The organism is Leucobacter chromiireducens, from assembly GCF_051993095.1.
In the GTDB taxonomy this organism is placed as follows: Bacteria; Actinomycetota; Actinomycetes; order Actinomycetales; family Microbacteriaceae; genus Leucobacter; species Leucobacter chromiireducens.
The window spans coordinates 17,798-42,261 of record NZ_CP197024.1 but is presented as its reverse complement, the minus strand read 5'-3'; the positions used below and the strand labels follow the sequence as shown (position 1 = coordinate 42,261).

Here is a 24,464-nt window from a genome sequence, read left to right as displayed (position 1 = left end):
AGCTGTTCACCCCGCCGTGCAATAGTGGCGGGGTGAACAGCTCACCACTCTCGGCCCCACCCGCGCTGCCCGATCTCGAAGCCGTGCTCGCACAGATCCGCACGGACGCGACGGCGGGCCAGTTCTTAGCCTGGGGCGGGTCAACACTCATCGACGAGTTCACCGGGGTCCCATCGATCTCTCGTGAGCTTTTCGACGAGCTTCACGCGGCCGCAGGCCTTCACGCCGACTTCCCGGTGGGCAACGCGGGCCTCCTGCACGTCTACGGCTACTGGTTCTCGCAGGTGCCCACCCCCTTTGGGTACAAGCGCGATCGCTGGGTCACGGGCGAGCTGGCCCGCGCACTCGGACGACCGACAGACGAATTTCTGCTCCGCACGGACGCGACGGCCACCACGCTCGCGCGAGTGACGAGCGCAGCGCTGCCTGTCCTGCTCACCCCGCCGGCCGGCGCGCGGGTGGCCGACGCTGAGTTCTCCTCCCCGGTGGGGCTGCGCCGCGCACGCGTAGTGCTGCACGCGGCTGAATCGGGCGGGCCAACCGCTCTCGTCTACGGCATCAGCGACGCTGGCACGCACGCGGGGTCGCCCCTGCGGCTCATCACTGCGTTTCCCGTTTCGGGCGATCCCGAGCTGCTTCTCGCCGATTTTGAGCGCGATCCGGGATCGCGTTGGAATGCTGTTGCCGACTGGTAACCGAGCGTTCACCGCCCCATAGACATTTCGTCCATTTGCGTCCCTAAGTTTGGATTCATCGTCCAAACCGAAAGGGAGTGCGCATGGCGCCGAGTATCGTCTTCGACTTTGATGGCACGCTAGCCATCGGCCACGGGCCCGTCCGTGCCTACGCGCAGCAGATCGCGCCGGCAGCCGGGCCAGGGTTCGCAGAGCGCGTCGAGGCCGAGCTCGCCCGCTTCGACGCGGGTGAGGCAGCGTTCCGCGATGGCTACGACGTGGTGGGATCGCTCGCCCGCTCAGCGGGCGTCGACGACGAGACCCTGCAGGCCGCCTACATGGCAAGCCGCGCACAGCTCGGCACCGACCTCGCTCCCGTCGACACCATTCCCGAGCTCGACGCGTTCCTCGAGACGCTCGGGCGCTCGGCCCGCCTCGTGCTCGCCACGAACGCCCCTGAGCAGGGCATCGATCGCGTGCTCGCAGCCTGGGGGGTGCGGGATCGCTTCGCCGAGCTCCACTTCGCGATCGGCAAGCCCGCGGGCCTCACCCGCCTCATCACCGCGCTCCGCGCGCGCGGCCCCGTGCTCAGCATCGGCGACATCGCCGAATTTGATCTTGCGCCGGCGCGCGCCCTCGGCGCCGACACGGCGCTCGTGGGTGCCACGGCGGCGCTTTCCCCTGCTTCGGTGACGCTGCGCGGGCCCTCGCTCGCCGCGCTGCGCACCGACATCGAAACCTGGGCCGCGACCGCGGCGTCCAGCACACACGAGCCGCTCGGCTCGGCAACCGGCATTGAAAGGTAACTCCCCTCATGCGCAAGTCACTCATTGCAGCTGGCGCCCTCACGGTCGCAGCACTCGGCCTCGCAGGCTGCAGCACCGGCGGGGCGGGCGATTCCGCGTCGACCGAAGAGGCGCAGGCCTGGCCCGAGTCGATCACGCTCTCCCTCGTCCCCTCGGTTGAAGGCGAAGACCTCGCCGAGGCGCTCGACCCGCTCACCACCTACCTCTCCGAGGGGCTCGGCATCGAGGTGGAAGGGGTCGTGGCAAGCGACTACGCCGCGACCGTCGAAGCGCTCGGCGCAGACCAGGCTCAGGTGATCATCGCCGACGCCGGCTCGCTCTACAACGCGACGAAGCAGTACGACGCTGAACTGGTGCTGCGCGACGTGCGCTTCGGCGCAACGTCGTACGCGGCCGTCGGCTTCACGAACAACCCCGACAAGTACTGCGCCGAGGCGCCGGTGAAGGCGCGCTACGCGGCGAGCGACATCGAGCTGCTCTACTGCAACGGAATCGAGCAGGCGGGCGCCGACGCGACCGGCCAGGGCCCCGCGGGGATCGACGCACTGAAGAAGATCTCAAAGGGCACGAAGGTTGCGCTTCAGGCGGCCACGTCGCCCGCCGGCTACCAGTACCCCGTGGTCGCCATGCGTGATGCGGGCATCGACACCGACGCGGACATCACACAGGTGCCGGTCGAGGGCAACAACAACGCGGTGCTGGCCGTCGCCAACGGCGATGCTGAGGTGAGCTTCGGCTACTGGGACGCGCGCACCACCGTCACCGCGGAGGCACCCGAGGTGGCCGACAAGGTCGTCGCGTTCTCGTACTCTGAGATGATCCCGAACGGCGGCGTTGCGGTCTCCTCGGCCCTCCCCGCTGACTTGGTGACCAAGCTCACGAAGCTCATGGACGACTACGCCGACTCCTCCGAGGACGCGAAGACCGTGATGTTCGACCTCGTGGGGCTCTCCGACTGGACGAACGAGACGGCTGAGGACGAGATCACGCGCTACGGCGAGATCCTCAGCCAGTTCACGAACTAGGTTCTGCTCGCTCCATGTCACACACACCCGATGCGCGCCGCGAGGCGGAGGTCCGGCACACGCCGGACGCCGCCTCGTGGCGCATCGCCCTCGACCACGCCTCCGTCACCTACCCCAACGGCACTCGCGCACTGCGCGATGTCTCCCTCACCATTGAGCCCGGCGAGATGGTATCGATCGTGGGGCTCTCCGGATCAGGCAAGTCCACGCTCATCCGCACGATCAACGGACTCGTGCCCGTCACTTCGGGTGCCGTCACCGTCGGCCCGCACCGGATCTCCGAGCTGCGCGGTCGCCCCCTGCGGGAGGCACGCGGCCACATCGGCATGATCTTCCAGGCCTTCAACCTTGCCGAGCGCGCGAGCGTCTACCGCAATACGCTCGTGGGCCGCTTCGCGCACTCGCCCGCGTACCGCACCCTGCTTGGGATCCCGAGCGCGCAGGACCGCGAGATCGCGCTGCGCGCCCTCGACTCCGTGGGCATCCTCGACAAAGTGTGGACTCGCGCCGGTTCACTCTCGGGCGGACAGAAGCAGCGCGTGGCGATCGCCCGCGCCCTGTCCCAGGAGCCGAGCGTCATGCTCGCCGACGAGCCCGTGGCGAGCCTCGACCCGCCCACCGCGCACTCCGTGATGGCGGATCTCGCTCGCATCAACGCGGAGCGCGGCCTCACTGTGCTGATCAACATCCACCTCATGGACCTCGCACGCCAGTACACCACCCGCATGATCGGGCTGCGCGACGGAGCGGTGGTCTACGACGGCCCCGCGGCCGACGCGCGCGATGCAGACTTCGAGGGGATCTACGGCCGCCCGATCCAGCCTCGCGACCGGCTCGGGACGCGCGCATGACCGTGTCCGCGCCGAACGCAGCCTCCCCCGAAGCCCTCGCGCTGCCCTCGCGGCCGCGCGACTGGCTGCGAATCGTCCTGATCGTCGCCGCGGTGGCCGCGTTCACCGCGGCGACCTGCCTCCCCGCGATCGGTGGGATCGAACTCGATCTCGCCGCCATCGCGAAGAACTGGCGCAACGGCGCGGAGAAGATCGCGCAGCTCCTGCAGCCGAACCTCGCGTTCCTCCCCCGCACCTGGGCGCCCATGCTCGAGACGCTGCAGATGGCGCTCGTGGGCGCCGTGCTCGCCGCGATCCTCTCCGTGCCGCTCACGCTGTGGGCCGCGTCCCCCACGAACCCGAACGGGATCACGCGCGGCATCGTGCGCACCGCGGTCAACATCATCCGCGCGGTGCCCGACCTGGTGTACGCCACCGTACTTGTCGCGATGCTCGGGGTGGGCGCGCTCCCCGGCGTGGTCACCCTCGTGCTCTTCAACCTCGGCGTGGTGGTGAAACTCGTCTCCGAGGCCATCGACGCATCCGACCACAGCTACATGGAGGCGGGCCGGGCGGCCGGCGGCACACAGTTCCAGATCAACCGAGCCACGGCGCTGCCGCAGGTGTGGCCGCTCTTCACGAACCAGTGGCTCTACGCGCTCGAACTCAATGTGCGCATCTCCGCCATCCTCGGCATCGTGGGCGCCGGCGGCATCGGGCGCCTGCTCGACGAGCGACGCGGCTTTTACGCCTACTCCGATGTCTCCGTGATCATCCTCGAGATCCTGGTCGTCGTCATCGCGATCGAGATCCTCTCGAACCTGCTGCGCAGGAGGCTTGTATGACCCAGACCGCCCTCACCCCACCGCCCGCCACCCGAGGCACCTCCGCGCCAAGCAGTTCCCGGCACCGCGGCGCTGAACTCCAGCTGCCCGAGCGACCCTCGCGTCTCGCCGCGACGCTGTGGTCGATCCTCGCCGCGCTCGTCATCCTCATCGCCGCTGGCGGGCTACAGATCTCCTGGGCTGACCTTCCCGAACTGCCGGGCCGCATCGCGAACTACCTGTGGCTCATGTTTGAGTCGCCGAACTGGGAGAAGCTCCCCCGCGCGCTCTTTGAGACGTGGCGCTCTATCTCGATGGCGTGGCTCGGCGCGCTCCTGTGCGTCGTCATCTCGATCCCACTCGGCATGCTCGCCGCGACCGGAGTGGGCCCGCTCTGGCTGCGCGGGATCCTGCGCGGCCTCTTCGCCGTGATCCGGGCCGTGCCCGAGGTCATCATTGCGCTCGTACTGCTGACCGTCACTGGGCTCACCCCGCTCACCGGCGCGCTCGCGCTCGGGATCGCGGGCATCGGCACGCAGGGCAAGTGGGTGTACGAGACCGTCGAGTCGGTGCGCGATGGCGCCCCGGAGGCGGTGCGCGCGGCGGGCGGCACGACGGCCGAGGTCACCCGGTGGGCGCTCTGGCCCGCCGTGGCCCCCGCGCTCCTCTCGTTTGCGCTCTATCGATTCGAGATCAACATCCGCACCTCGGCCGTGCTCGGCCTCGTGGGGGCCGGCGGCATCGGCAGTATGCTCTCGAACTACACGAACTACCGACAGTGGGACACCGTCGGCATGCTGCTGATCGTCGTGATCGTGGCCACCATGATTATGGACACCATCTCCGGGGCGATCCGCCGCCGGCTCATGAGCGGAGGACGGGCATGACCTGGACCGGATCCCCCGAGGCGCGACCGAGCGTGCGGATTGCCGCCCTCGCGACGGGCCTGCAGAAAACCGAACGCAAAGTCGCAGAGGCAATCGCGCAGGATCGCGGGCGCGCGGTCGAACTCACCGCGCAGGAGCTCGCCGAGTGGGTGGGCGTGGGGCGCACCACCGTCATTCGTGCGGCGCAGTCCCTCGGCTACGAGGGCTACCCGCAGCTGCGCGTCGCGCTCGTGCAGGAGCTGGCGTTGGAGTCTGCCGCGCAGCGCAGCGACGCCACCGTGCCCGCCGCCGACGGGAGCGCGATCGGGGCGCTGCGCAGCCGCATCGCGCAAGTGGGCGCCCGGCTCGGAGACACGCTCGCCGCGCTCACCCCCGAAGCCGTCGATGGGTTTCTCGACGCGCTCGAGCACTCTGACCGCGTGCTGGTGGTTGCCAACGGGCTGTCCGGGCCGCTCGGGCTCGCGCTCGTGATGCGTCTCAACGCGGCCGGCCGCTCGGTGGAGCACTTCGCGGACCCGATTGCGCAGCAGATCGCGGCGCGGCAGCTCGGCGCCGGGTCCGCGTGCATCGTGTTTTCCGGCTCCGGCGCGAACCGCCCCACCCTCGAGGCAATGGCCGCGGCCCGCGAGGGCGGTGCGCAGGTCATCGCGATCACCTCGTTCGCACGCTCCGCAATCGTCGCGCAGGCCGACACGGCGCTCGTCGTGCCGCCCATCAACGACAGCTTCCACGACGAGTTGATCCACACCTCGCGCGCGGCCCTCATGCTCCTCACGGAAGAGCTGGTCGACCTGTTCGTGGAGCGCAGCGGCGAGCGCGGACGTGCCGCACGCGCCGCCGCCCTCACCGTTCTCGCCGGAGCAATCGCCGAGTAGCTCGCCCTACTCGGCGGCGAGCACGCGCAGCTGGGCCACCGCCGGATCGAGCGCACCACGCACGTACCCGATGGGCGCAGCCGCGACCGCGCGCAGAAACTCGACCGTCTCACGTGTGATCTCCTCGCCCGGCAGCACGTTCGGGATCCCGGGCGGGTACGCGGAAAGCGCGTCAACGCTGACCCGTCCGATCGCATCCTGCGCGTCAACGGTACGGTGCGTACCGAAGTACGCCTCGCGGGGCCGCACTCGGAGCGCGCCGGGGCGGGGCAGCGGCGGGATCGCGTCAAGCCCCATGAGCCCTCCACCGCCGTGCTCCGCGTGCAGGGTGTTGAGCGCAGCGAACAGGCGATCCAAATCGGGGAGCTTCCCGGGGCCCACAAACGCGACCACCGCGCTCACTGTAGCGATCTCGAGGTACACGGCGAAGCGCTCCCCGAGCAGGCTGCGCACCGCGTGCCCCGTGAGCCCGGTGCTCGTCACGTCGATGGAGACGCGCATCGGGTCGTCGGCAACAATGTCGCTGAACTCGCCAAAGCTGTCGGACACGATCGGGAAGCGGCCGTCCTGTCGCAGCCGCTCGCGGAACGCCGCGACCGCCGCGACCGACTCGGCGAACCCCTCGCCGTCCTCGAGCGTGGCGCGTGCAATGTCGAGCGAGCCGAGCAACAGCGCGCTCTCGCTCGTGCTCTGCGTCAGCATGAAAGCGCGCTCGAGCAGCGGCGCGAACTCATCCGCGAACGGCCCTTCGCCCAGGTGGATCATGGCCGACTGCGTGAAGCTACCGCCCAGCTTGTGCGTACTCGAAATCACGATGTCGGCGCCCAGGCGAGTGGGTGACTCGGGGAAGGACTCGTGGAATCCGAAGTGCGCGCCCCACGCGCCATCGACGATCAGTGGCACCCCTGCGGCACGGGTGACGCGCGAGATCGCGGCCACATCGGCCACCGCGCCAAAGTAGCTGGGGCTCACGATGTACACGGCTCCCACGTCCTCGCCTGCGGCCCGCGCCTCGGCGAGGTGCTCCTCAACCTGCGCAGCGGTGACGCCGTGGTGGATACCGCGCGCAGTGTCCACGCTCGGCATCATGAAGAAGGGGAACAGGTCTGCCACGAGCACACCATCGGTGAAGCTGGAGTGGGCGGAGCGCTGCATGAGCACCGCGGATCCTCGCCCGCGGCTACCGACCGCAATCGCGGCCATCCGGTTCGCCTGTGACGCGCCGTTCGTGAGGAACCAGGTGCTTCGCGCACTCCATGCTTCGGCCGCGAGCTCCTGCGCCCGCGCGAGCGGCGATCGCGGGCCCACGTCAATGCCCTCGATGAGTCGCGGAATGTCCATCGCGACCGCGCGCTCCCCCGCGAACTCGGCAAGTCGCCGACTCGGCCCCGCCGCCGTCGCACCGTGCCCGGGCACCATCAGCATGGTCGGCTGCCGCTGCATGTGCCGCTCAAGCGCGGACGCGTACGGGGTGCGATCCCCAGCGAAGGGGTACTCTGCGGGCTGTGTCACTGCGCATCCTTCCGGGTGGGTGCCCGCCGGTCTTCTGCGCCCGGTCGGCTCACCCACCCCACGCTAGTTGACCCCGTCGTTTCAAAACACCTTCACCAGGCTCACCGAGCGCGCGAGCTCGTGGAAACCGGCGCGCGCGTACAGCCCGTCCGCTCCCGTGGGGCTCTCGCTGTCGACATCGAGAACGGCTCGCTCGAAGCCCTCCGCGCGGAGCGCTGCGAAGGTGCGGGCCAGGAGCGCCTGCGCGATTCCACGACCCCGCCAGGTACGCGCGACTCCCAGCACCTCGATGTATCCGAAGGTGAAGCCGTTCGGCTCCCACTCCTCCTCATTCACCTCAACGGTGAGCACGCCGGCAACCTCCTCGCTCCCGTCGGGCAGCGTGGCCACCACGACCGTACCCAGGTCTGGCCGGAACGCGGCAAGTCGCTCGGACGCCTGCCAGTCCTCGCGCGACGTGGGCTGACTGCCCCAGTGATCACGGAACGCCGCGTTGATCACCAACCGCGAAGGCTCCGACCAGGCCGGGCCGTACGGCTCGAACCGCAGCTCCGGCCCGAGCGGCACCTCGGCAATCGGCGCGGCAAGATCCCGATCCATGGTCATCCACCAGCGCACGCGAGCGTATCCGGCCCCCTCGAGCAGCGCGCGCGGTGCGGCGGCGTCCTCCTCAGCACCCGCGCTCAACCACCCGGGCAGCCGCAGTTCGGAGGCCGCGAGCTGCTGCAGTCCGCGCGCCTCCTGCCACGCAAGGATGGCGCTGCCGATGCCCTCGCGCCGCCGCTCTGGGTGCACGACGCCGTTCACGTGCACGGTCACCACGGTCTCGGCTTCCTCGTCTTGGTAGGCCTCGCCGTACGCGACCGCTCTCCCCTGCGCGTCGAACGCGATGACACTATCTCGATCGGGATCGAACCCAGCGCTGTCGAAGTCTTCCTCCAGCCCGTCAAGCCGTGGCACGAAACGCGGGTTGTCGACCGCGTTTGCCGCGCGCTGCAGCTCAAGCAGTGCGGGCAAGTCGGTGCGGCGCAGCGGGCGCCACTCGAGCCCCGCTCCCACCGCAGGAATCACGACCTCCGTGGGCGCGGTCACCCGCTGCGAGAGCGGCGGGAGCTCTTCCCCGTTTCGTTCGGGTTGACCCGCAATGGCGGTGACCTGCGCGGTGTCTACCCCCTGGGTGCGAGATTCCGACCCGTGCGGTCCAGCGAACATCTCACGCCGCACATCGCCAGTGGCGTGCGCCGCATCCGTACTCTGCGATGCGTCGCGAACCGTGTCGCGATCGGGAGTATTCGTCACGGGTGGCCTCCAGCCTGTGCGGCGCCGGAACTTCCCGGGCGCGTCGGATTCTTAGAGTAACGAGGTCTGCGCTGGGCATTCACATAGATCTCACGGCTTCAGGCCCGGAATCCGTCCAGCAGCACCGCAAGCCCTCGCGCGAATACGGTCTCCGGCCCCCGAATGGGATCCCCTCCCGCGGCGTGGGCGAGCGCGTAGCTTGGCGCAGCTTCCGGGTCGACTGACGTCGAGGCTTCGTGCTCCGCGACGCCCGCGGTGAGGGCGCTCCCAATCACAAAATTGGAGAGCGCGTACGACGCTGCGAGCGGCTCTTCAACCCCTGCGCGCTTGAGCCCAACGATGAGCCGTTCAGAGAGGCGGAGGTAGTGAGGGCCGCGCGGCGTACGCGCTGCAATGATTCGGCACGCCCAGGGGTGATGTCGTAAGTGCTGAAAGAGTGCGTGCAGCACCTGTTCCGGGGCACTATCTGTCGATTCGCACAGCGCACGCAGCGTTGGATCTGCACCCAGCGCGCGATCCAACGCAAGATCAGCGAGGTCATCGACCGACCGAACACGTGAATACAGGCTTGGCGCGGTCACGCCGACGCTGGCTGCCACCGCACGCATGGTGAGTGCCGCATTGCCTCCCTCGTTGAGCAAGGCAAGAGCTGCCTCCGAGATCTGCTCGATTGCCACGGCACGCTCACGCTGCACGGGCTTGGGTTGTGTCCAGTAACTCACAGCACGAGCTTATCTAAACACTGTTAGTTTAGGCGAATGCTGAATTCTCGATTCCTTCCCGTTGAGGCCGGTACCACCCGGCTCCGCCCACTCGACGCTTCAGATGCTGCCACCTACGCCGAAGGGACTGCCGACCCAACCGTGCGGCAGTTCGCTCACCTCCCAGAACCCGAGTACACCTCCGCGTCAGTCCGCGCCATGATCGCCGCGACCGTCATGCCAGCACTTATCCGCGGAGATCTTGCCGTCCTCACGATCGCTGACGCAACGAGTGACGCTTTCGCAGGGAGTCTCGTACTGTTCGATGTGTCTGCAGAGTCCGCAGAAGTGGGGTTCTGGTTGCACCCTCGTCACCGTGGCCAAGGTCACGCCCAGCGCGCGCTCACTGCCGCGCGACAGTTCGCCACAGCGAGCGGTCTCCACACCCTCACCGCACAGACCGCGCGCGACAATGCCGCATCGCAGCGCACACTCGAAAACGCGGGGTTTGTGCGCGCCGCCACAACAACAGGCCGCACTCCCGCCGGCGCAGAAATCGAACTCGTACAGTACGGCCTCGAACTGTGCCCTGACGAAAGACCAGAGGCTGATGCCTTTCGCGAGCAACACCCGACTGCCACACTGAAGGCATGACCTACTCTGCGCTCATCACCGGCGCCTCCGCAGGGCTTGGCGCCGAGTTCGCCAGGCAGCTCACCGCGCTCGGCGTCCACGTGATTCTTGTGGCGCGCGACGAGCAGCGTCTCACGCAGCTCGCCCACGAGCTCGATGCGAAGCGCACAACTGGCGATCCCAATCGAGACACTCCTCAGGCACCCACAGCCGAGGTCCTTGCGGCCGATCTCACCACCGAGGTGGGGCTCGAGCGCGTCGCCGCACGGCTCGCAGATGCTTCGCGGCCAGTCAACATCCTCATCAACAACGCCGGCTTCGGCGTCTATGCGAGCTTCGAGACGAGTGACATCGCCGACGAGCGCCGCATGCACGAGCTCCTATCGTGGGCCCCGCTGCGTCTCGCGCACGCCGCGCTACCGGGCATGCTGGCCCGTGGCGAAGGGTGGATTCTCAACGTTGCGAGCGTGGCCGCGTTCACACCCACCGGCACCTACGGCGCCGCGAAGGCCGCCGTGGTGTCGCTCTCCCGCTCGCTGAATGCGCGGTACCGTCGCCGCGGAGTACGCGTCACCGCGCTCTGCCCCGGCCTCCTCGCTACCGAGTTCCACGAGCGCATGGGCGAGGAACACCTGCCGCAGCTGCCCCGCATCGCGTGGGCCGACACCCGGCGCGTGGCCCGCGAGGGTCTTCGCGCCCTGCACGCCGGGCGCTCCGTGCGAGTTTCCGACTGGCGCTACCGGCTCACAGCACCGCTCACGCGCCTGCTCCCCGACCGGCTGCTCGAGCGCATGACCACGACCAGCGCGCAGGCATCGGGCCGCCCCGCACACGACGATCACGGAGAATAGACGCATGACTGATTCGACGGCCGACGCGCTCCCCGATGACGTGCTGCAGTTCGCGCACGCGCTCTTCGACCTCGCACGCGCGGGCGATACGGCGCAACTGATCGCCGCGATCGAGCAGGGTGTGCCAGTCGATCTCACCGACCCGAAGGGCAACACGCTCCTCATGCTTGCCGCCTATCACGGGCACGCGGCGCTCGTCGTCGCGCTGGCAGAACGCGGCGCCGACCTCGACCGCGCCAACGATCGCGGGCAGACCCCGCTTGCGGGCGCCGTGTTCAAGCGCGACACCGCGGTGATCGAGGCGCTCATGTCGCGCGGCGCTGACCCAGATGCGGGCACCCCGACGGCGCGCGCCACTGCCGCCATGTTTGAGGTCGAGCTCCCCTTCGATGGCGCTGCTGCACCAGACACCGCACCGGACACACCCGCCGGCCCCACCTCGACGCGCTAGCCAGCAGCGCACCCCTAGCAACGGGGCTTGTGTTCCTTACGTCTCCTCGGCAGCGAGGAGATCCTCGTAGTCACGTCCCCCGGAGTAGATGCCCAGCACATCGACAGACTCTTGCGTCACAGCGAACGCGATCACTACGCGCTTGCGAAAGCCAAGCGTGCGCAACCCGGGACGCAGATCATCTCGCACAGTGCCAACGAACGGAAATATCGCGAGGTTCTCGCAATAGTCGAGGATCGATGTGACGTATTCCTCTGCGCGATCTGGAAAGCCTGACTCGTTTGCTATCCAGGTATACAGATCGGTCAGCTGCTCCCGCACGTGGGGTGAGTAGCCGACCCGGCGAGTCATGCGCTGTTCGCGGCGGTCCGTCTTGCATGGGCGCCCGCGAGCTGCGCACGCATGTCCTCCGCACTGATCACCTGCGACGGCTCAGCGAGCAACTCATCGTAGGCCGTCGCGACCTCGGTCTGCAGCCAGGACTCGACGGCCTCATCACGGGCGAACAAGGCCCGCAGACCATCGCGTACAACTTCGCTCTCACTCGCGTAAGCGCCGGACGAGACACGCTCCTTCAAAGCTTCAGCCATGGCTGTGGGAAGGGTAATGCTGAGCTGTTTGGTCGTGCGCATCGCGATTCCTGTCTACGAAGTAGGACTTAATCCTACTTGGCTTCTCTCACCTTGCCCAGGAGCTCCGCATAGGGTGAGGGAACCCGCCTCCTCACGAGTGGGTCGGCGGGAAACCAAGATGCCCGGCGGGATCCCGACCGGGCTGCTGCTGAGCAAGGAGGCACCGCATGACCATTCCGTCGACGATGCAGGCGTACCGAATTCCGGCCTGGGGAGAACCCGCCCGTTTCATGGAGGTGGAGGTGCCGACGCCGGGAGCCGGGGAGGTTCTTGTGCAGGTTGCGGGGGCCGGGCTCTGCCACTCGGACTTCGGCATGCAGCAGATGCCCGCCGAGTACGGCGCTGCCCTCGGCTGGCAGATGCCCTTTACTCTCGGGCACGAAACCGGTGGCACCGTCGCAGCGATCGGTTCGGGCGTCACAAAGGTCGAGGTTGGCCAGGCCGTTGCACTCGTCTCGCCTTCCTCGTGCGGCGCCTGCGAGTTCTGCCTCACCGGGCACGACAACAACTGCCCCTTCGGCGCGAGCGGCCGCGGGTACGGGCGCGACGGTGGCCTCGCGCCCTACGTGCTCGTTGATTCCGAGCGGGCGCTCATCCCCCTCGACACACTCGACCCGGCAACGGTTGGCCCGCTCACTGACGCGGGGAACACCGCGATGCACGCAGTGAAGCGCGTGCTTCCAAAACTCGGCGCGGGATCGAGCGCGGTCGTCATCGGTGCGGGCGGCCTCGGCGCCTTCGCGATCCAAATCATTCGGGCGCTCTCGGGCGCCACCGTGATTGCGGTCGACACCAATCCGCAGCGCCTCGAGATCGCGCTGGAGCTCGGCGCGCACCACACCCTCACTGGCGTGAGCGACACCACAGTCAGCGAAATCCAGGCGCTCACCGGCGGCATCGGCGCGAACGCAATCCTCGACTTCGCCGGTTTTGACGCAACAATCGCCGCTGGGCTCGCCGCGACACGCCCCGGCGGCTCGTACGGTCTCGTTGGCGCCGGCGGCGGCAAGCTCGACGCCCAGTGGTTTGGTGCGCTCCCGCGCGACGGCGAGGTGTTCGCGTTCCAAGGCGGCACAATTGCGGACACCCACGACGTCATTTCCCTCGCCGAGAGCGGTGCGATCCGCAACGACGTCGACACCTACCCGTTCGAGCGTGTCGCGGAGGCTTACGAGGACCTCCACGCCGGACGCCTTCGCGGCCGCGCGGTGATCCTGCTGTAGTTCGGGCGCCTCACCGGAAACACAAAAACGGCGGGATCCGAAAGGATCCCGCCGTTACTCGTGCGCGAGGGGGGACTTGAACCCCCACGCCCTTGCGGGCACTGGCACCTGAAGCCAGCGCGTCTGCCAATTCCGCCACTCGCGCGAGTTGTTGTTCTGAGCGTTTCTGCTCAGGCAACTCCACTACCTTAGCAGCTCAAGCCCCTTCACACCAAAGCGGGCTAAACTGGGGAAAGACGACACCGTCGACCGGCGGTGCCAAGCGAAAGGGCGATACCAACACGTGGGCATTCTCGACAGCGTAGAGCGTGGGCTCGAACGTGCCGTCAACGGCGCATTCGCCCGCACCTTCCGCTCAGGTGTGCAGCCGGTTGAGATCGCTTCGGCGCTCAAACGCGAGCTGGATATCGGAGCTGTGGTCGTGGATCGCGACCGCATTCTGGCCCCCAACCGCTTTATTGTGCGCCTCGCACCGAAGGACGCCGATCGACTGATCGGCATGGGCTCGTCCCTGCAACAGGAGCTCGTCGGCGTAGTGCTGAAGCACGCGCGCCGCCAGAATTACCAGTTGATGAGCGATCCGTACATCGAGCTGCAGGCAGATGAGTCACTCACCACCGGTGTGCTTGAGATCACCGCGACGCAGGTGGAGGGCTCCGTGAACTGGGTCGCCGCCATCGACGTCGATGGGCAGCGCCACGAATTGCCGCGCGGCACCACCACAGTGGGTCGCGGTTCGGACTGCGGCATTCGCATTACCGACACTGCAGCCTCACGCAAACACCTTGAGATCATCTGGGATGGCTCCGCGGGCATCGCGCGCGACCTCGGCTCGACCAATGGCTCGAAGATTAACGGCCAGCGCTTCCGCGAGGCGGCACTGCAGCCCGGCATCACCTTCACGATCGGGCAGACGGCGCTCACCTTCCAACTGGTGCCCGCGCACGATCCTGCCGCTCAGCGGCAGACGCCCCCGGCCGCCAGCCCGACCGTGCCGTTCTCGGCTCCGGATCCGGCCCAGCCCGCACCGGCAGCACCGCGCCCGTCGGCGACGCCGCCCGCGGCACAGGTGCCCCCCGCGGCCGATCCCGGGAATTTTCCGCCGCGAACGCGGCAGGGCAGCCCGCCACAAGCGCCACGCGCCAAGCGCGCAGTGGACGGCGAGGCGCCCGGTGTCGATGAGGACTTCTGGAGAGGCCTATGAGTGAGCTCACGCTCCTGATCCTGCGGATCGGTTTCCTGCTGCTGCTGTGGCTATTCATCTTCGCGATCGTGTACGCGCTGCGCAGCGATTTGTTCGGCGCCCCGGTGCGCCGCATGCGCGGTGACGCGGCCGCGAGCGGGAACAACGCCGGCGGCTCTCCCGTTATCGCCGCGGCGGCCCCGGTAGCCGCAGCCCCGGCAGCGCCCGCACCAGCGGCACCTGCACCCGCGCCGCACTCTGGCCCCGCGATCACTCCTTCGGGCGGCGCACTGCCCACCGCCGGCGGAGCGCAACCCGCACCCAGCTTCACCCCCGCGGGCGCGCCAGGCACGCTCGCCATCACGTCCGGTGTCGCCACCGGAACGACAATCACGCTCGACGAAGACACCGTGACGATCGGTCGCAGCGGCGACTCCACGCTGGTCATCGTCGACGAGTACACGTCCACATACCACGCACGTCTCGTCCGCTCGGGCGAACAGTGGATCCTCACTGACCTCGACTCAACGAACGGCACGAAGCTCGACGGCGTGCGCGTCACGAAGCCCGTGCAGGTGCCCCCGTACACGCCCGTCACGATCGGCACCACCACGTTCGAGTTGAGGCCCTGAGCGTGACGATCGCTTACGAAAGCGCCATCGGCTCCCATGTGGGGATGGTGCGGTCAAACAACCAGGACTCCGCGTTCGCGGGCGACCACCTGTTCCTGGTCGCCGATGGCATGGGCGGCCACGCGGGCGGCGACGTTGCCTCGGCAATTGCTGCAAAAGAGATGTCGGAGTTCGATCAGCCGCCGCTCGGCAGCCCCGAAGCGTCGACGAACACCCTGCGCACCGCGGTGCTCGAGACCAACGCGAAGCTCCGCGCAACGGTGCAGGATCGCCCCGAGCTCGCGGGCATGGGCACCACCTTTACGGGGTTCCTCACCGTCGGCTCGCAGCTCGCACTCGCCCACATCGGCGACTCGCGCCTCTACCTCCTGCGAAACAACGAGCTTCGTCAGATCACGAAGGATCACACCTTCGTGCAGCGACTCGTCGACAGCGGCAAGATCACCGAAGAGGAGGCAAAGACCCACCCGCGGCGCTCAGTGCTGATGCGCGTGCTCGGTGACGTTGACTCGTCACCGCAGGTGGACACCCAGGTGCTCGACACGCTGCCGGGTGATGTCTGGCTGCTCTGCTCCGACGGTCTCTGCGGCTACGTCGAGGACGTCGACATCGAGAAAATCCTCCGCCGCCGCAGTTCATTGCAGGGCGCGGTCGACGGACTCATTGACAAGAGCCTCTCGCACGGCGCACCCGACAACGTGACCGTGGTGCTCGTGGAGACCGTCGAGGAGCCGGATCGCGACCCCTCGGACACGCTCGAGTTCCCGAAATCGAACCGCCGCTTTGCGGGATCCGCCGCGACGGCGCCCGCACCGCGCGATGGCACGACCTCGACCGCGCGCACCCGCATCCTCAGCCGGCGCCCCGTTCGCCGCCCACCCGTCATCGCCGAGAGCCACTTCGAGCCCCGCGTCGACGAGTACCTTGCTGAGCTCATCGCCGAGACGAAGCGGCGCAATCGCCGCCGTCGCCTGCTGTGGGCGCTCGGCGGGCTCTGCATTCTGCTCGGGATCGCTGGCGTGCTGACCGTCGGCTACCAGTGGACGCAAACGCGCTACTTCGTGGGCACCGACGGCCAGACCGTAATCATCTACCAGGGTGTGCAGCAGAACATCGGTTCGATCTCGCTCCACTCCGTCGCCGAGGACACCGAGATCCCGGTGTCAAAGCTGGATGGGCTGGAGCAGCGCCAGGTGGAACGCACACTTCCCGCGGGCTCCATCGAGGAGGCACGTGAGATCGTGCTTCGTTTGGGGGTGCACGATGAGTGATTCCGCATCGCCTGCCGGCGAGCCTCGCACGTTCGAGAAGACCCGCACCAGCGAGACCGTGCTGCAGCGCATCACCGCGCTACGCGCCCCCCGCCTGCTGCTCGGGCTGGAGCTCTCGCTGCTGATCTTCGCGATCGCGATCGGCGTCGCCGCCGTGATCATCATCGATCTCACGGTGCAGGGCGAGGTCACCACGACGCTGCTGCCCGCTGGCGCGCTCTTCGTGGCGTCACTCTTCGCGCTGCACTTCACGATCCGCAAGATCGCGCCAGACGCCGACCCGCTCATCATGCCCATCGCGGCCATGCTGAACTTCGTGGGTGTCGCGATGATCTACCGCCTAGACCTCGCGAAGGATCTCTCCGGCTGGAGCTCCGACGCCATGCGCCAGCTCGTGTGGTCGACCGTGGCAGTTGTTGCCGCCATCGTCGTGCTCGCGGTGATTCGCAACCACATGGTGCTGTTCCGCTACACGTATCTCATGGGCCTCGGCGCGGTGATTCTGCTGCTGCTCCCCATGCTCCCGGGCATCGGCGCAACCATCAACGGCGCGCGTGTCTGGATTCGCATCGGCGAGAACTTCTCCTTCCAGCCCGGTGAGATCGCCAAGATCTTGCTCGCGATCTTCTTCGCGGGGTACCTCGTGCGCAATCGCGATTCGCTCGCGATGGTGGGCAAGAAGGTGCTGGGCATTCGCTTCCCCCGCGGGCGCGACCTCGGCCCGCTGCTCGTGTTCTGGCTCGCCGCGATGAGCGTGCTCGTGTTCCAGCGCGACCTCGGCACCTCGCTGCTCTACTTCGGCCTGTTCCTCTCGATGCTCTACATCGCGACCGGCAGAATCGGGTGGATCATTCTCGGGGTGGGGCTCTTCCTCGTGGGTGGCATCACCGCGAGCCAAACGCTCGAGTACGTCAACCGTCGCTTCGTGAACTGGCTCGACCCCTTCGCCGACCCGTTCAACGCGAGCCACCAGATGGTGCAGGGCCTCTTCGGCATGGCCAACGGCGGCATGACGGGCACGGGCCTCGGCCAGGGTTACCCCACCGACACCCCGCTCGCGCAGAGCGACTACATCATCCCGAGCCTCGGCGAAGAACTCGGCCTCATCGGGCTGTTTGTCATTCTCGCCGCGTACCTGTTGCTTGTGGGCCGTGGCCTGCGGATCGGCTTCGCCGGCCAGGATGACTTCGGCAAGCTGCTCGCCTCCGGGCTTGCGTTCACGCTCGCGCTGCAGGTCTTCATCGTGGTCGGCGGCGTGACCCGCCTGATCCCGCTCACCGGCCTCACCGCCCCGTTCCTCGCGGCGGGCGGCTCCTCCCTGGTGTCGAACTGGATCATCATCGCGTTGCTGATCCTGCTCTCGAACTCTGTCCGAAACCGCCCGAAGTTGGTGATCCGCGCATGAACAAACAGCTGAAGTTCCTCACGCGCACCGTGTTCATCATGTTCCTGGCGCTGTTCTTCTCGGTCACGATGATTCAGTTCGTGAACGCCGATGAGCTGCGCGCCAACGAGCTGAACATGCGCACCGTGAAGAACGGGTACAAGATCGAGCGCGGCTCGATCCTGGTCGATGGCGATCCGATCGCGTACTCGACGCCGACGAGCGACACCTACCGCTTCCTGCGGCAGTACTCCGACGGCGCGCTCTACTCGCCGATCACGGGCTACTTCTCGCACTCGCAAGGCATCACCGGCCTCGAGTCGGCGATGAATCAGGAGCTCTCGGGCAGCGGCGACTCGCTCTTCTTCACGCGCATCATGAACACGATCAACGGCGTCGCGCCGCAGGGCAGCTCCGTGCAGACCACGATTGACCCGAAGGTGCAGGCCGCGGCTGCCGCTGCCATGACCGAGCAGGGCTTCGAGGGCGCCGTCGTGGCCATCGAACCGAAGACCGGCCGAATTCTGGCGCTCGTCTCGACGCCGAGTTTCGATCCCAATCTGCTGTCGTCAAACAGCGATGCCGAGATTATTGCGAACTATTCGCAGCTCGATAAGGATCCGGGCCAGCCGCTGCAGAACCGCGCCATTGCGGGCGATCTCTACCATCCCGGGTCCGTGTACAAGCTGCTCGTCGCGGCCGCCGCGATTGAGAATGGTGAGGCGACGCCGAGCTCGCAGTTTGCGAACCCGGCCGAGCTGCCGCTGCCGCAGACAAGCAACGTGATGCAGAATGCGTCGCGCACCACGTGCGGCACAGGCGACAAGGCCACGCTCGAGCAGGCGATCGTGATGTCGTGCAACATTCCCATCGCCGAGCTCGCGATGAAGATGGACCCGGACACTGTGCCCGAGATGGCGCGCGCCTTTGGCTTCGAGCAGGAACTCAGTGTGCCGCTCACAGTTACGCCGAGCGTTTCGCCGACGCCCGAGGACAAGGCGCAGACCGCGCTCTCCTCGATCGGGCAGCTCGACGTGCGCGCCACGCCGCTGCAGATGGCCATGGTGTCGGCCGGCATCGCCAACGGCGGCACGGTCATGAAGCCGACCCTCGTTGATCAGGTCATCACCCCTGATCTGCGTGTGTCGACCCAGGTTACGCCCGAAGAATTCGCCAAGCCGATTTCGGAGAAGACGGCGAGCGCGGTTGCTGGGATGATGGAGAAGGGCGTCTCCGCACAGGAGGGGCTTGCGCGCCAGTCAGGAATCCCTGGAGTGCGCGTGGCCGGCAAGACGGGCACCGCGGAGAACGGCACCACCGCCGAGGGGAATGCACTTCCCTTTACGCTGTGGTACACGGGATTCGCTCCGGTGGACGATCCAAAGGTTGCCGTCGCAGTCGTGGTGGAGGACGGCGGCGGAGAAGCATACGGTTACGAGGGGGGCTCGTACGACCTCCCGACAGCCGTCGGAAAACGAGTAATGGAAGCGGTGTTGAGCGAATGAGACCAGCTGCAGGGATCACATTCGGCGGACGCTACGAGCTGAGCTCGCGGATCGCCGTCGGCGGCATGGGCGAGGTATGGAACGCCACCGACAGCATCATCGGGCGCACCGTGGCGATCAAGATCCTCAAGGACGAGTACATGGGGGACCCCGGGTTCCTCGAGCGGTTCCGCGCCGAGGCGCGTCACGCTGCCCTCGTGAACCATGAGGGCATCGCGAACGTCTTTGACTATGGCGAGGAGCAGGGCTCCGCGTACATCGTCATGGAGCTCGTGCCCGGCGAACCGCTCTCCGCGATCATCGACCGCGAGGGTCGCCTGCCGGCCAACCGCGTGCTCGGCATTGTCGCGCAGACCGCGACGTCGCTGCAGGCCGCACACGACGCCGGCCTCGTGCACCGCGACATCAAGCCCGGCAACCTGCTGATCACGCCCGAGGGACGCGTCAAGATCACCGACTTCGGGATCGCGCGCATTGCCGACCAGGTGCCGCTCACCGCGACCGGTCAGGTGATGGGCACGGTGCAGTACCTCGCGCCCGAGCAGGCCAGCGGCCACACCGCGACCCCCGCGACCGACATCTACTCGCTGGGCGTTGTTGCCTACGAGTGCTTGGCGGGCAAGCGCCCCTTCACGGGCGAGTCGCAGGTGGCCATCGCGATGGCGCAGATCAACGACACCCCGCCGGATCTTCCCGCGGATGTGCCGGAGCCCGTGCGCAACCTTGTGTATGCGTGCCTCGCAAAGGATGCAGCCGGACGCCCGGAGACCGCTGCGAAGCTCGCTCAGGCCGCGACCGCGCTGCACCGCGGTGATGTGCGCCTGGCGGCGAGCTACGTGCCGCAGGTGCTCGGCGAGACCGCGCCCGCAACGACCGTGCTCGAAGGACAGACCACGGTGATGGATGCGGCGACCACGGCACTGCCGCGCACCACCGCGCTGCCCGGCCAGACTGCCACGACCGCCGCCCTCGGCGCCGACGGCGAAGAGCTGGAGGCCGCGGAAGGCGACCTGAAGAAAAAGAAGAAGAGCCCCTGGACGTGGCCACTCATCACCCTGCTCGCGCTGCTGCTCCTGATCGGTGGCGGTACCGTTTACGCGCTGATCAGCGGCAACAACGCTGAGAAGAAGCCCACGTCGCCCAGCACATCTAAGACCACTACCTCGAAGAAGCCCACGACGCCGGCGCCCGAGACCACCGGTGTGGTCGACGAAGGCCAGCTCCTCGGCATGAAGGTGGACGAGGCGAAAGCTTTCCTCGAGGGCCAGGGCTTCACGAACGTGCGCACGGCGCCCGGCAACCAGGCACCCGACGAGCAGGTGAACAATGTAACCGACGTGAACCCCGTTGGTGACAAGGTGCCCTTCGATCAGGCGATCACGCTGACGTTCAACGTCGCCTTCGGTGATGTGAACGCCCCGAGCGCTCCCACCGCAAGCCCCGCGACCGTCGACGCCGGCGCGGTGAGCAACGTGAGCTGGGGCGTCGCGAGCTGCCCCACCGGCCTTACCCTCCAGGCATACAACGTGCAGATCTCCGGTGACGGCTCCGGCCCAGGCTCGGCGCAGTCGCCGAACGTTGCGATCACCGCGAACACGCTCGATGCTGGTGCAAGCGATGGCCAGATCTCGGTGACGTACTCGGTGACCTGCGGCAACGGCTCGTCCGTCACGCGCGAGTCGGCGAAGTCGGACCCGGTGACGATCACGGTGAAGGCCCCGCCGAAGCCGACCACGCCGCCCACCACGCCGCCAACCACGAGCCCTGATCCCGATGGCGAGGATTCGGGGAACTAACTCGCGCGCGGGCTCCGGGAACGGGGCCCGCTTCCCGATAAACTTGGAGGCATTCCCATGAGCACGGAAGAGGTGACCATGCCCGATACGGCAGAGAACGGCGAGCAGCGCATCCTCGCCGGGCGCTACGCAATCGGGGAGTTCGTCGGACAGGGTGGCATGGCCACGGTGTACCGAGGGACCGACACGAAGCTGGGCCGCCAGGTTGCCATCAAAGTGATGAAGGCCGAGCTGTCGAGCGACGACCAGTTTCGCGCCCGTTTCCGCCAGGAGGCCCAGTCCGCCTCACGCATGGCACACCCCACCGTGGTGCGTGTGTTTGATGCGGGCGACGACCTGATTCAAACAGCTGACGGCGCGAAGCGCCTGCCCTTCATCGTGATGGAGTACGTCGAGGGCACGAACCTACGCCAGCTCGCGGCCGAGCACAAGCTCTCGCAGGCAGAGGCGTGCCGCATCGTCGACTCCGTGCTCACCGCACTTGAGTACTCGCACCGCGCCGGCATTGTGCACCGCGACATCAAGCCCGCCAACATCATGATCACGAAGAGTGGTCAGGTGAAGGTGATGGACTTCGGTATCGCGCGCGCGGTGTCGGAGACCTCGTCGACGCTGCAGCAGACGACCGCGATCCTCGGCACGGCGGCATACTTCTCACCAGAGCAGGCGAAGGGCGAGGCCATTGATGCCCGCACCGACCTGTACTCCACCGCGGTGCTGCTCTACGAACTTCTCACGGGCGACGTACCGTTCCGCGGCGACAGCGCCGTGGCGGTCGCGTACCAGCACGTCAGCGAGCGGCCGAAGCCCCCGAGTGAGCAGGACCCCGAGATCACGCCCGCGCTCGACCGCGTGGTGCTCTTTGGGCTCGCGAAGGATCGCGCCAAGCGCTTCCAGTCGGCGTCCGAGTTCCGCGAGGCGCTCCGCCTCGCGGCCGACGGGACGATGCCGAAGCTCGATCTCCAGCAGCAGGATGCGGTGCTCTTCTCTGGCGGCGAGGAAGTCTCGGAGTCCGATCTTGCGCTCCGCCAGCTCGCCGAGGGCGGGGGTTCCGCCCGCACCCAGAGCCGGCCTCCCGTCATGTGGACGTGGGCCGCGATCCTCACGGTGGGCGCCGTCATTGTCGCGGTGGTGTTCTGGCTTGTCACGCTCGCTCCGAAGCAGTTCCTGCCCGATGCGTCACGTGAGATTCCGGCGCTCGTCGACATGGAGCGCGGCGAGGCGATCAAGCTGCTCGAGAGCGAGGATCTCATCGCCTCGACCGTCGAGCAGACGGACGATGAGATCGCTGCGGGCAACGTCATCTCAAGCGATCCCGAGCCCGGCACTATGGTCGCCAAGGGCGAGACCGTCACGCTGCACATCTCGACCGGCCCCGAGGACGCGGAGGTGCCCGAGTTCTCGCGCATGTCCCTGGACGAGTATAAGAAGGCCATCACGGACCTCGGTCTCACGGTGGGCGTCGTCACCTCGGTCGATGATCCGGTCGAGGCTGAGAATCGTGTGCTCGGCGTCTCACCTGAGCCCGGCTCGAAGATCGAGTCAGGCAAGAGCGTCGATCTCAAGGTGGCAAGCGGAAAAGTCCTCGTACCCGAGGTCCAGGGCCAGCCGCTCGATGTTGCGAATTCGCAGATCGACGGCTTGGGCCTGAGCGTCACGCAGACGCCCATCAACAGCTGCCCCACGCAGCCCGGCTATCCGATCTTCGAGCAGTCGCTCGCGGGGCAGCAGCCGCAGGGCTCGGCGCTTGAGCTGAAGTACTGCACGGGCTAGCCACGCACCAAATACAGCTGAGGCCGGACACCACTCCAGTGGTGTCCGGCCTCAGCTGTATTCTCGGGCGTTCTCGCGCAGCAGGCCCGGGGCGCTGCGCGTGAAGGCTGTCGTCAGCGCATGAGCGGGGACAGCGAGCGCGCGATCTCCGCGGCGTTGCTCAGTCCGGCTACCGCGAGCCAGTTGCCGAGCTGCTGGTAGCCCCCCTCGGTGAGCACCGACTCCGGGTGGTACTGGACCCCGTAGATCGGCAGCTCGCGGTGGCGGAGCGCCATGATCACGCCGCCGGCCGTCTCCGCGGTGATGGTCAACGCCTCGGGCATCGTGTCGCGCACCACAGCGAGCGAGTGGTACCGCGTCGCGTCGAACTCTTCCGGCACCCCTGCGAAGAAGTGATCATCGCTGTGTCGCACGCGCGACACCTTGCCGTGCATGAGCTCCTCAGCGTGTGTGACGGTGGCGCCCAGCGCCTCAGCGATCGCCTGGTGGCCGAGGCAGACGCCGAGGAGGGGAATGCCCGTCCGCAGCGCGATGCCCACCATCGCGATCGAGACACCCGCCTCAGCCGGTGTCCCTGGCCCCGGGGAGATCAGCACGCCGTCGTACTCGGTAACGAGCTGCTCGAGCTCGCCCGGCGTCAGATCGTCGTTCCGCACCACGCGAGTGGTGGCACCCAGTTGTTGCAGGTAGCCGTTCAGCGTGTATACGAAGCTGTCGTAGTTGTCGATCACCAGGATGTTCGTCATGTGCCAACCGTCACTTCCTGTTCGGGGAGCTGCAAAGCTACCCAGGGGTACACATAGGTGATGAGCGCGTAGACCAGGGCCGCAAGCGCGAGCAGCAGCACGATGACGCGCAGCCACGCGGGGCCCGGGAAGAATCGCCACAGGATGGAGAACATCAGCTCGCGGCTCCCTTCAGTGCGGGGTTGAGTTCGAGGAGCTCGGCCGGTGGGCCGTCAGCGTGCGCCTGGAAGCCCTCAAACACGGAGTAGGCGATCGCGCGCTCGTCGCTGCCCGCCCACTTCGGGTGGCAGGTCGTCAGTGTCATGATCTGGTCGGTTCCGGGCACACCCTCGAGACGCGGGAAAGGACGCAGCACGTCAGTCTCGTTCGGCAGCACGTACTCGATGTCGCGGAAGCGGTAGGTGTACCAGCCGTCGGCGGTCTCGATGAAGAGCGGATCACCCACGCGCAGGTTCATCACCTCGCGGAAGGAGTTGATGAGCGGCCCCGAGCGATGGCCGGCGAGCGCAAAGTTGCCCGGTTCGCCTGGCAGCTGCGTGGTCTCGTAGTGCCCGATTCCCTTTTCATCGAGGTTCAGCACGGTCCACCAATCGGTGGTCTCACCAATTCGGTTCGCGTAGCTGGTACCGAATGCCGGTGCGTGCAGCACGGCGAACACTTCCGCCGCCTCGGGTTTTGCCGGGACGGGCACGCCCTCCGTTTGCAGCGGCCTCGCCTCGGTGCGCCACTTCTCAGAGTCGGCGGCGGAGAGCTGCTCTTGCTTCGCGGTGACCGTCACGCCCGTGTGCCACGGCTGCCACACGATGTACCCGAGCACGCCCAGGCCGGCAACCAGCAACAACTCGCCGATCACCGTGAGGGGGCTGAGCCGTGCCCTGCGGCGTCGGCCGCGCACGCGTCGGGTCTCCGTCATGAAGAACATTCTAGATTGCACACCTGAGACACACACGG

At 67.4% G+C, this 24,464-nt stretch carries 26 protein-coding genes and 1 tRNA gene; 18 read left to right on the top strand and 9 right to left on the bottom strand.

Annotated features, from left to right (window positions below; genetic code table 11):
- Positions 1 to 32 precede the first annotated feature (32 nt).
- From ACR81A_RS00225 to ACR81A_RS00195, 7 genes are all read left to right on the top strand, one after another.
- Positions 33 to 695, top strand: a complete 663-nt coding sequence (locus tag ACR81A_RS00225) for an amino acid deaminase (RefSeq protein ID WP_440312207.1) — start codon at positions 33 to 35, stop codon at positions 693 to 695.
- Between the two features lie 83 nt (positions 696 to 778).
- Entirely contained in the window at positions 779 to 1,480 is a 702-nt protein-coding gene (locus ACR81A_RS00220; protein WP_440312206.1) for an HAD family hydrolase, read from the top strand.
- Between the two features lie 8 nt (positions 1,481 to 1,488).
- Positions 1,489 to 2,505 carry a phosphate/phosphite/phosphonate ABC transporter substrate-binding protein gene (gene phnD, locus ACR81A_RS00215; RefSeq protein ID WP_440312205.1) on the top strand — a complete coding sequence of 339 codons (1,017 nt, stop codon included), beginning with the start codon at positions 1,489 to 1,491 and terminating at the stop codon, positions 2,503 to 2,505.
- 14 nt (positions 2,506 to 2,519) lie between these two features.
- Positions 2,520 to 3,356, top strand: coding sequence for a phosphonate ABC transporter ATP-binding protein (phnC, locus tag ACR81A_RS00210; protein WP_440312204.1), 837 nt, complete (start codon positions 2,520 to 2,522; stop codon positions 3,354 to 3,356).
- On the top strand, positions 3,353 to 4,180 hold the full coding sequence (gene phnE / locus ACR81A_RS00205; RefSeq protein ID WP_440312203.1) for a phosphonate ABC transporter, permease protein PhnE: 828 nt from the start codon (positions 3,353 to 3,355) through the stop codon (positions 4,178 to 4,180). The genes phnC and phnE (ACR81A_RS00205) overlap by 4 nt, the downstream gene beginning before the upstream one ends.
- The gene (gene phnE / locus ACR81A_RS00200) at positions 4,177 to 5,046 is read left to right on the top strand and encodes a phosphonate ABC transporter, permease protein PhnE (protein ID WP_202380479.1); all 870 of its coding nucleotides are present in this window, start codon (positions 4,177 to 4,179) and stop codon (positions 5,044 to 5,046) included. Before phnE (ACR81A_RS00205) ends, phnE (ACR81A_RS00200) begins: the two co-directional genes overlap by 4 nt.
- Positions 5,043 to 5,921, top strand: coding sequence for a MurR/RpiR family transcriptional regulator (locus ACR81A_RS00195; RefSeq protein WP_440312202.1), 879 nt, complete (start codon positions 5,043 to 5,045; stop codon positions 5,919 to 5,921). The genes phnE (ACR81A_RS00200) and ACR81A_RS00195 overlap by 4 nt, the downstream gene beginning before the upstream one ends.
- A 6-nt stretch (positions 5,922 to 5,927) precedes the next feature.
- Here the strand turns inward: ACR81A_RS00195 and ACR81A_RS00190 are convergent, their stop codons facing one another.
- The 3 genes from ACR81A_RS00190 to ACR81A_RS00180 form a co-directional block, all read right to left on the bottom strand.
- Positions 5,928 to 7,433, bottom strand: a complete 1,506-nt coding sequence (locus ACR81A_RS00190; protein ID WP_440312201.1) for an aminotransferase class I/II-fold pyridoxal phosphate-dependent enzyme — start codon at positions 7,431 to 7,433, stop codon at positions 5,928 to 5,930.
- 81 nt (positions 7,434 to 7,514) lie between these two features.
- Positions 7,515 to 8,732, bottom strand: a complete 1,218-nt coding sequence (locus ACR81A_RS00185; RefSeq protein ID WP_440312200.1) for a GNAT family N-acetyltransferase — start codon at positions 8,730 to 8,732, stop codon at positions 7,515 to 7,517.
- A 98-nt stretch (positions 8,733 to 8,830) separates the two neighbouring features.
- Positions 8,831 to 9,454 carry a TetR/AcrR family transcriptional regulator gene (locus ACR81A_RS00180; RefSeq protein WP_440312199.1) on the bottom strand — a complete coding sequence of 208 codons (624 nt, stop codon included), beginning with the start codon at positions 9,452 to 9,454 and terminating at the stop codon, positions 8,831 to 8,833.
- 36 nt (positions 9,455 to 9,490) lie between these two features.
- Here ACR81A_RS00180 and ACR81A_RS00175 point away from each other — a divergent pair, with 36 nt between their 5' ends.
- The 3 genes from ACR81A_RS00175 to ACR81A_RS00165 are packed head-to-tail and all read left to right on the top strand — an operon-like array spanning position 9,491 to position 11,368.
- The gene (locus ACR81A_RS00175) at positions 9,491 to 10,087 is read left to right on the top strand and encodes a GNAT family N-acetyltransferase (RefSeq protein WP_440312198.1); all 597 of its coding nucleotides are present in this window, start codon (positions 9,491 to 9,493) and stop codon (positions 10,085 to 10,087) included.
- Positions 10,084 to 10,917, top strand: a complete 834-nt coding sequence (locus ACR81A_RS00170; protein WP_202380483.1) for an SDR family NAD(P)-dependent oxidoreductase — start codon at positions 10,084 to 10,086, stop codon at positions 10,915 to 10,917. The genes ACR81A_RS00175 and ACR81A_RS00170 overlap by 4 nt, the downstream gene beginning before the upstream one ends.
- A 4-nt stretch (positions 10,918 to 10,921) precedes the next feature.
- On the top strand, positions 10,922 to 11,368 hold the full coding sequence (locus ACR81A_RS00165; protein ID WP_440312197.1) for an ankyrin repeat domain-containing protein: 447 nt from the start codon (positions 10,922 to 10,924) through the stop codon (positions 11,366 to 11,368).
- 36 nt (positions 11,369 to 11,404) lie between these two features.
- Here the strand turns inward: ACR81A_RS00165 and ACR81A_RS00160 are convergent, their stop codons facing one another.
- Both ACR81A_RS00160 and ACR81A_RS00155 read right to left on the bottom strand, forming a co-directional pair.
- Entirely contained in the window at positions 11,405 to 11,689 is a 285-nt protein-coding gene (locus ACR81A_RS00160; protein ID WP_440312196.1) for a type II toxin-antitoxin system RelE/ParE family toxin, read from the bottom strand.
- Positions 11,690 to 11,715: 26 nt separating this feature from the next.
- Positions 11,716 to 12,000 (bottom strand): ribbon-helix-helix domain-containing protein, encoded by a 285-nt coding sequence (locus ACR81A_RS00155; RefSeq protein WP_202380485.1) that lies wholly within the window; start codon positions 11,998 to 12,000, stop codon positions 11,716 to 11,718.
- A 167-nt stretch (positions 12,001 to 12,167) separates the two neighbouring features.
- Here ACR81A_RS00155 and ACR81A_RS00150 point away from each other — a divergent pair, with 167 nt between their 5' ends.
- Entirely contained in the window at positions 12,168 to 13,223 is a 1,056-nt protein-coding gene (locus ACR81A_RS00150) for an NAD(P)-dependent alcohol dehydrogenase (protein ID WP_440312195.1), read from the top strand.
- Positions 13,224 to 13,284: 61 nt separating this feature from the next.
- On the opposite strand, the gene ACR81A_RS00145 is transcribed toward ACR81A_RS00150, so the two are convergent.
- Positions 13,285 to 13,368: transfer RNA gene (locus tag ACR81A_RS00145), tRNA-Leu, on the bottom strand.
- Between the two features lie 138 nt (positions 13,369 to 13,506).
- On the opposite strand from ACR81A_RS00145, the gene ACR81A_RS00140 reads away from it, so the two are divergent.
- The 7 genes from ACR81A_RS00140 to pknB are packed head-to-tail and all read left to right on the top strand — an operon-like array spanning position 13,507 to position 22,767.
- Positions 13,507 to 14,427, top strand: a complete 921-nt coding sequence (locus ACR81A_RS00140; protein WP_202380487.1) for an FhaA domain-containing protein — start codon at positions 13,507 to 13,509, stop codon at positions 14,425 to 14,427.
- On the top strand, positions 14,424 to 15,038 hold the full coding sequence (locus ACR81A_RS00135; RefSeq protein WP_440312194.1) for an FHA domain-containing protein FhaB/FipA: 615 nt from the start codon (positions 14,424 to 14,426) through the stop codon (positions 15,036 to 15,038). Before ACR81A_RS00140 ends, ACR81A_RS00135 begins: the two co-directional genes overlap by 4 nt.
- Before the next feature lie 2 nt (positions 15,039 to 15,040).
- Positions 15,041 to 16,309, top strand: coding sequence for a Stp1/IreP family PP2C-type Ser/Thr phosphatase (locus tag ACR81A_RS00130; RefSeq protein ID WP_202380489.1), 1,269 nt, complete (start codon positions 15,041 to 15,043; stop codon positions 16,307 to 16,309).
- The gene (locus ACR81A_RS00125; protein WP_202380490.1) at positions 16,302 to 17,714 is read left to right on the top strand and encodes an FtsW/RodA/SpoVE family cell cycle protein; all 1,413 of its coding nucleotides are present in this window, start codon (positions 16,302 to 16,304) and stop codon (positions 17,712 to 17,714) included. The genes ACR81A_RS00130 and ACR81A_RS00125 overlap by 8 nt, the downstream gene beginning before the upstream one ends.
- On the top strand, positions 17,711 to 19,198 hold the full coding sequence (locus tag ACR81A_RS00120) for a peptidoglycan D,D-transpeptidase FtsI family protein (RefSeq protein WP_440312193.1): 1,488 nt from the start codon (positions 17,711 to 17,713) through the stop codon (positions 19,196 to 19,198). Before ACR81A_RS00125 ends, ACR81A_RS00120 begins: the two co-directional genes overlap by 4 nt.
- Positions 19,195 to 20,994, top strand: coding sequence for a protein kinase domain-containing protein (locus ACR81A_RS00115; RefSeq protein ID WP_440312192.1), 1,800 nt, complete (start codon positions 19,195 to 19,197; stop codon positions 20,992 to 20,994). The genes ACR81A_RS00120 and ACR81A_RS00115 overlap by 4 nt, the downstream gene beginning before the upstream one ends.
- 57 nt (positions 20,995 to 21,051) lie before the next feature.
- Positions 21,052 to 22,767: a Stk1 family PASTA domain-containing Ser/Thr kinase gene (gene pknB, locus ACR81A_RS00110; RefSeq protein WP_202380493.1), complete on the top strand. Its 1,716-nt coding sequence runs from the start codon at positions 21,052 to 21,054 to the stop codon at positions 22,765 to 22,767.
- A 113-nt stretch (positions 22,768 to 22,880) separates the two neighbouring features.
- On the opposite strand, the gene ACR81A_RS00105 is transcribed toward pknB, so the two are convergent.
- The 3 genes from ACR81A_RS00105 to ACR81A_RS00095 are packed head-to-tail and all read right to left on the bottom strand — an operon-like array spanning position 22,881 to position 24,426.
- A complete protein-coding gene (locus tag ACR81A_RS00105) occupies positions 22,881 to 23,513 on the bottom strand; it encodes an anthranilate synthase component II (RefSeq protein WP_202380494.1) in 633 nt (210 codons plus the stop codon).
- Positions 23,510 to 23,668 (bottom strand): hypothetical protein, encoded by a 159-nt coding sequence (locus ACR81A_RS00100; protein WP_202380495.1) that lies wholly within the window; start codon positions 23,666 to 23,668, stop codon positions 23,510 to 23,512. Before ACR81A_RS00100 ends, ACR81A_RS00105 begins: the two co-directional genes overlap by 4 nt.
- Positions 23,668 to 24,426, bottom strand: coding sequence for a class E sortase (locus ACR81A_RS00095; protein ID WP_202380496.1), 759 nt, complete (start codon positions 24,424 to 24,426; stop codon positions 23,668 to 23,670). Before ACR81A_RS00095 ends, ACR81A_RS00100 begins: the two co-directional genes overlap by 1 nt.
- Between the last annotated feature and the right edge of the window lie 38 nt (positions 24,427 to 24,464).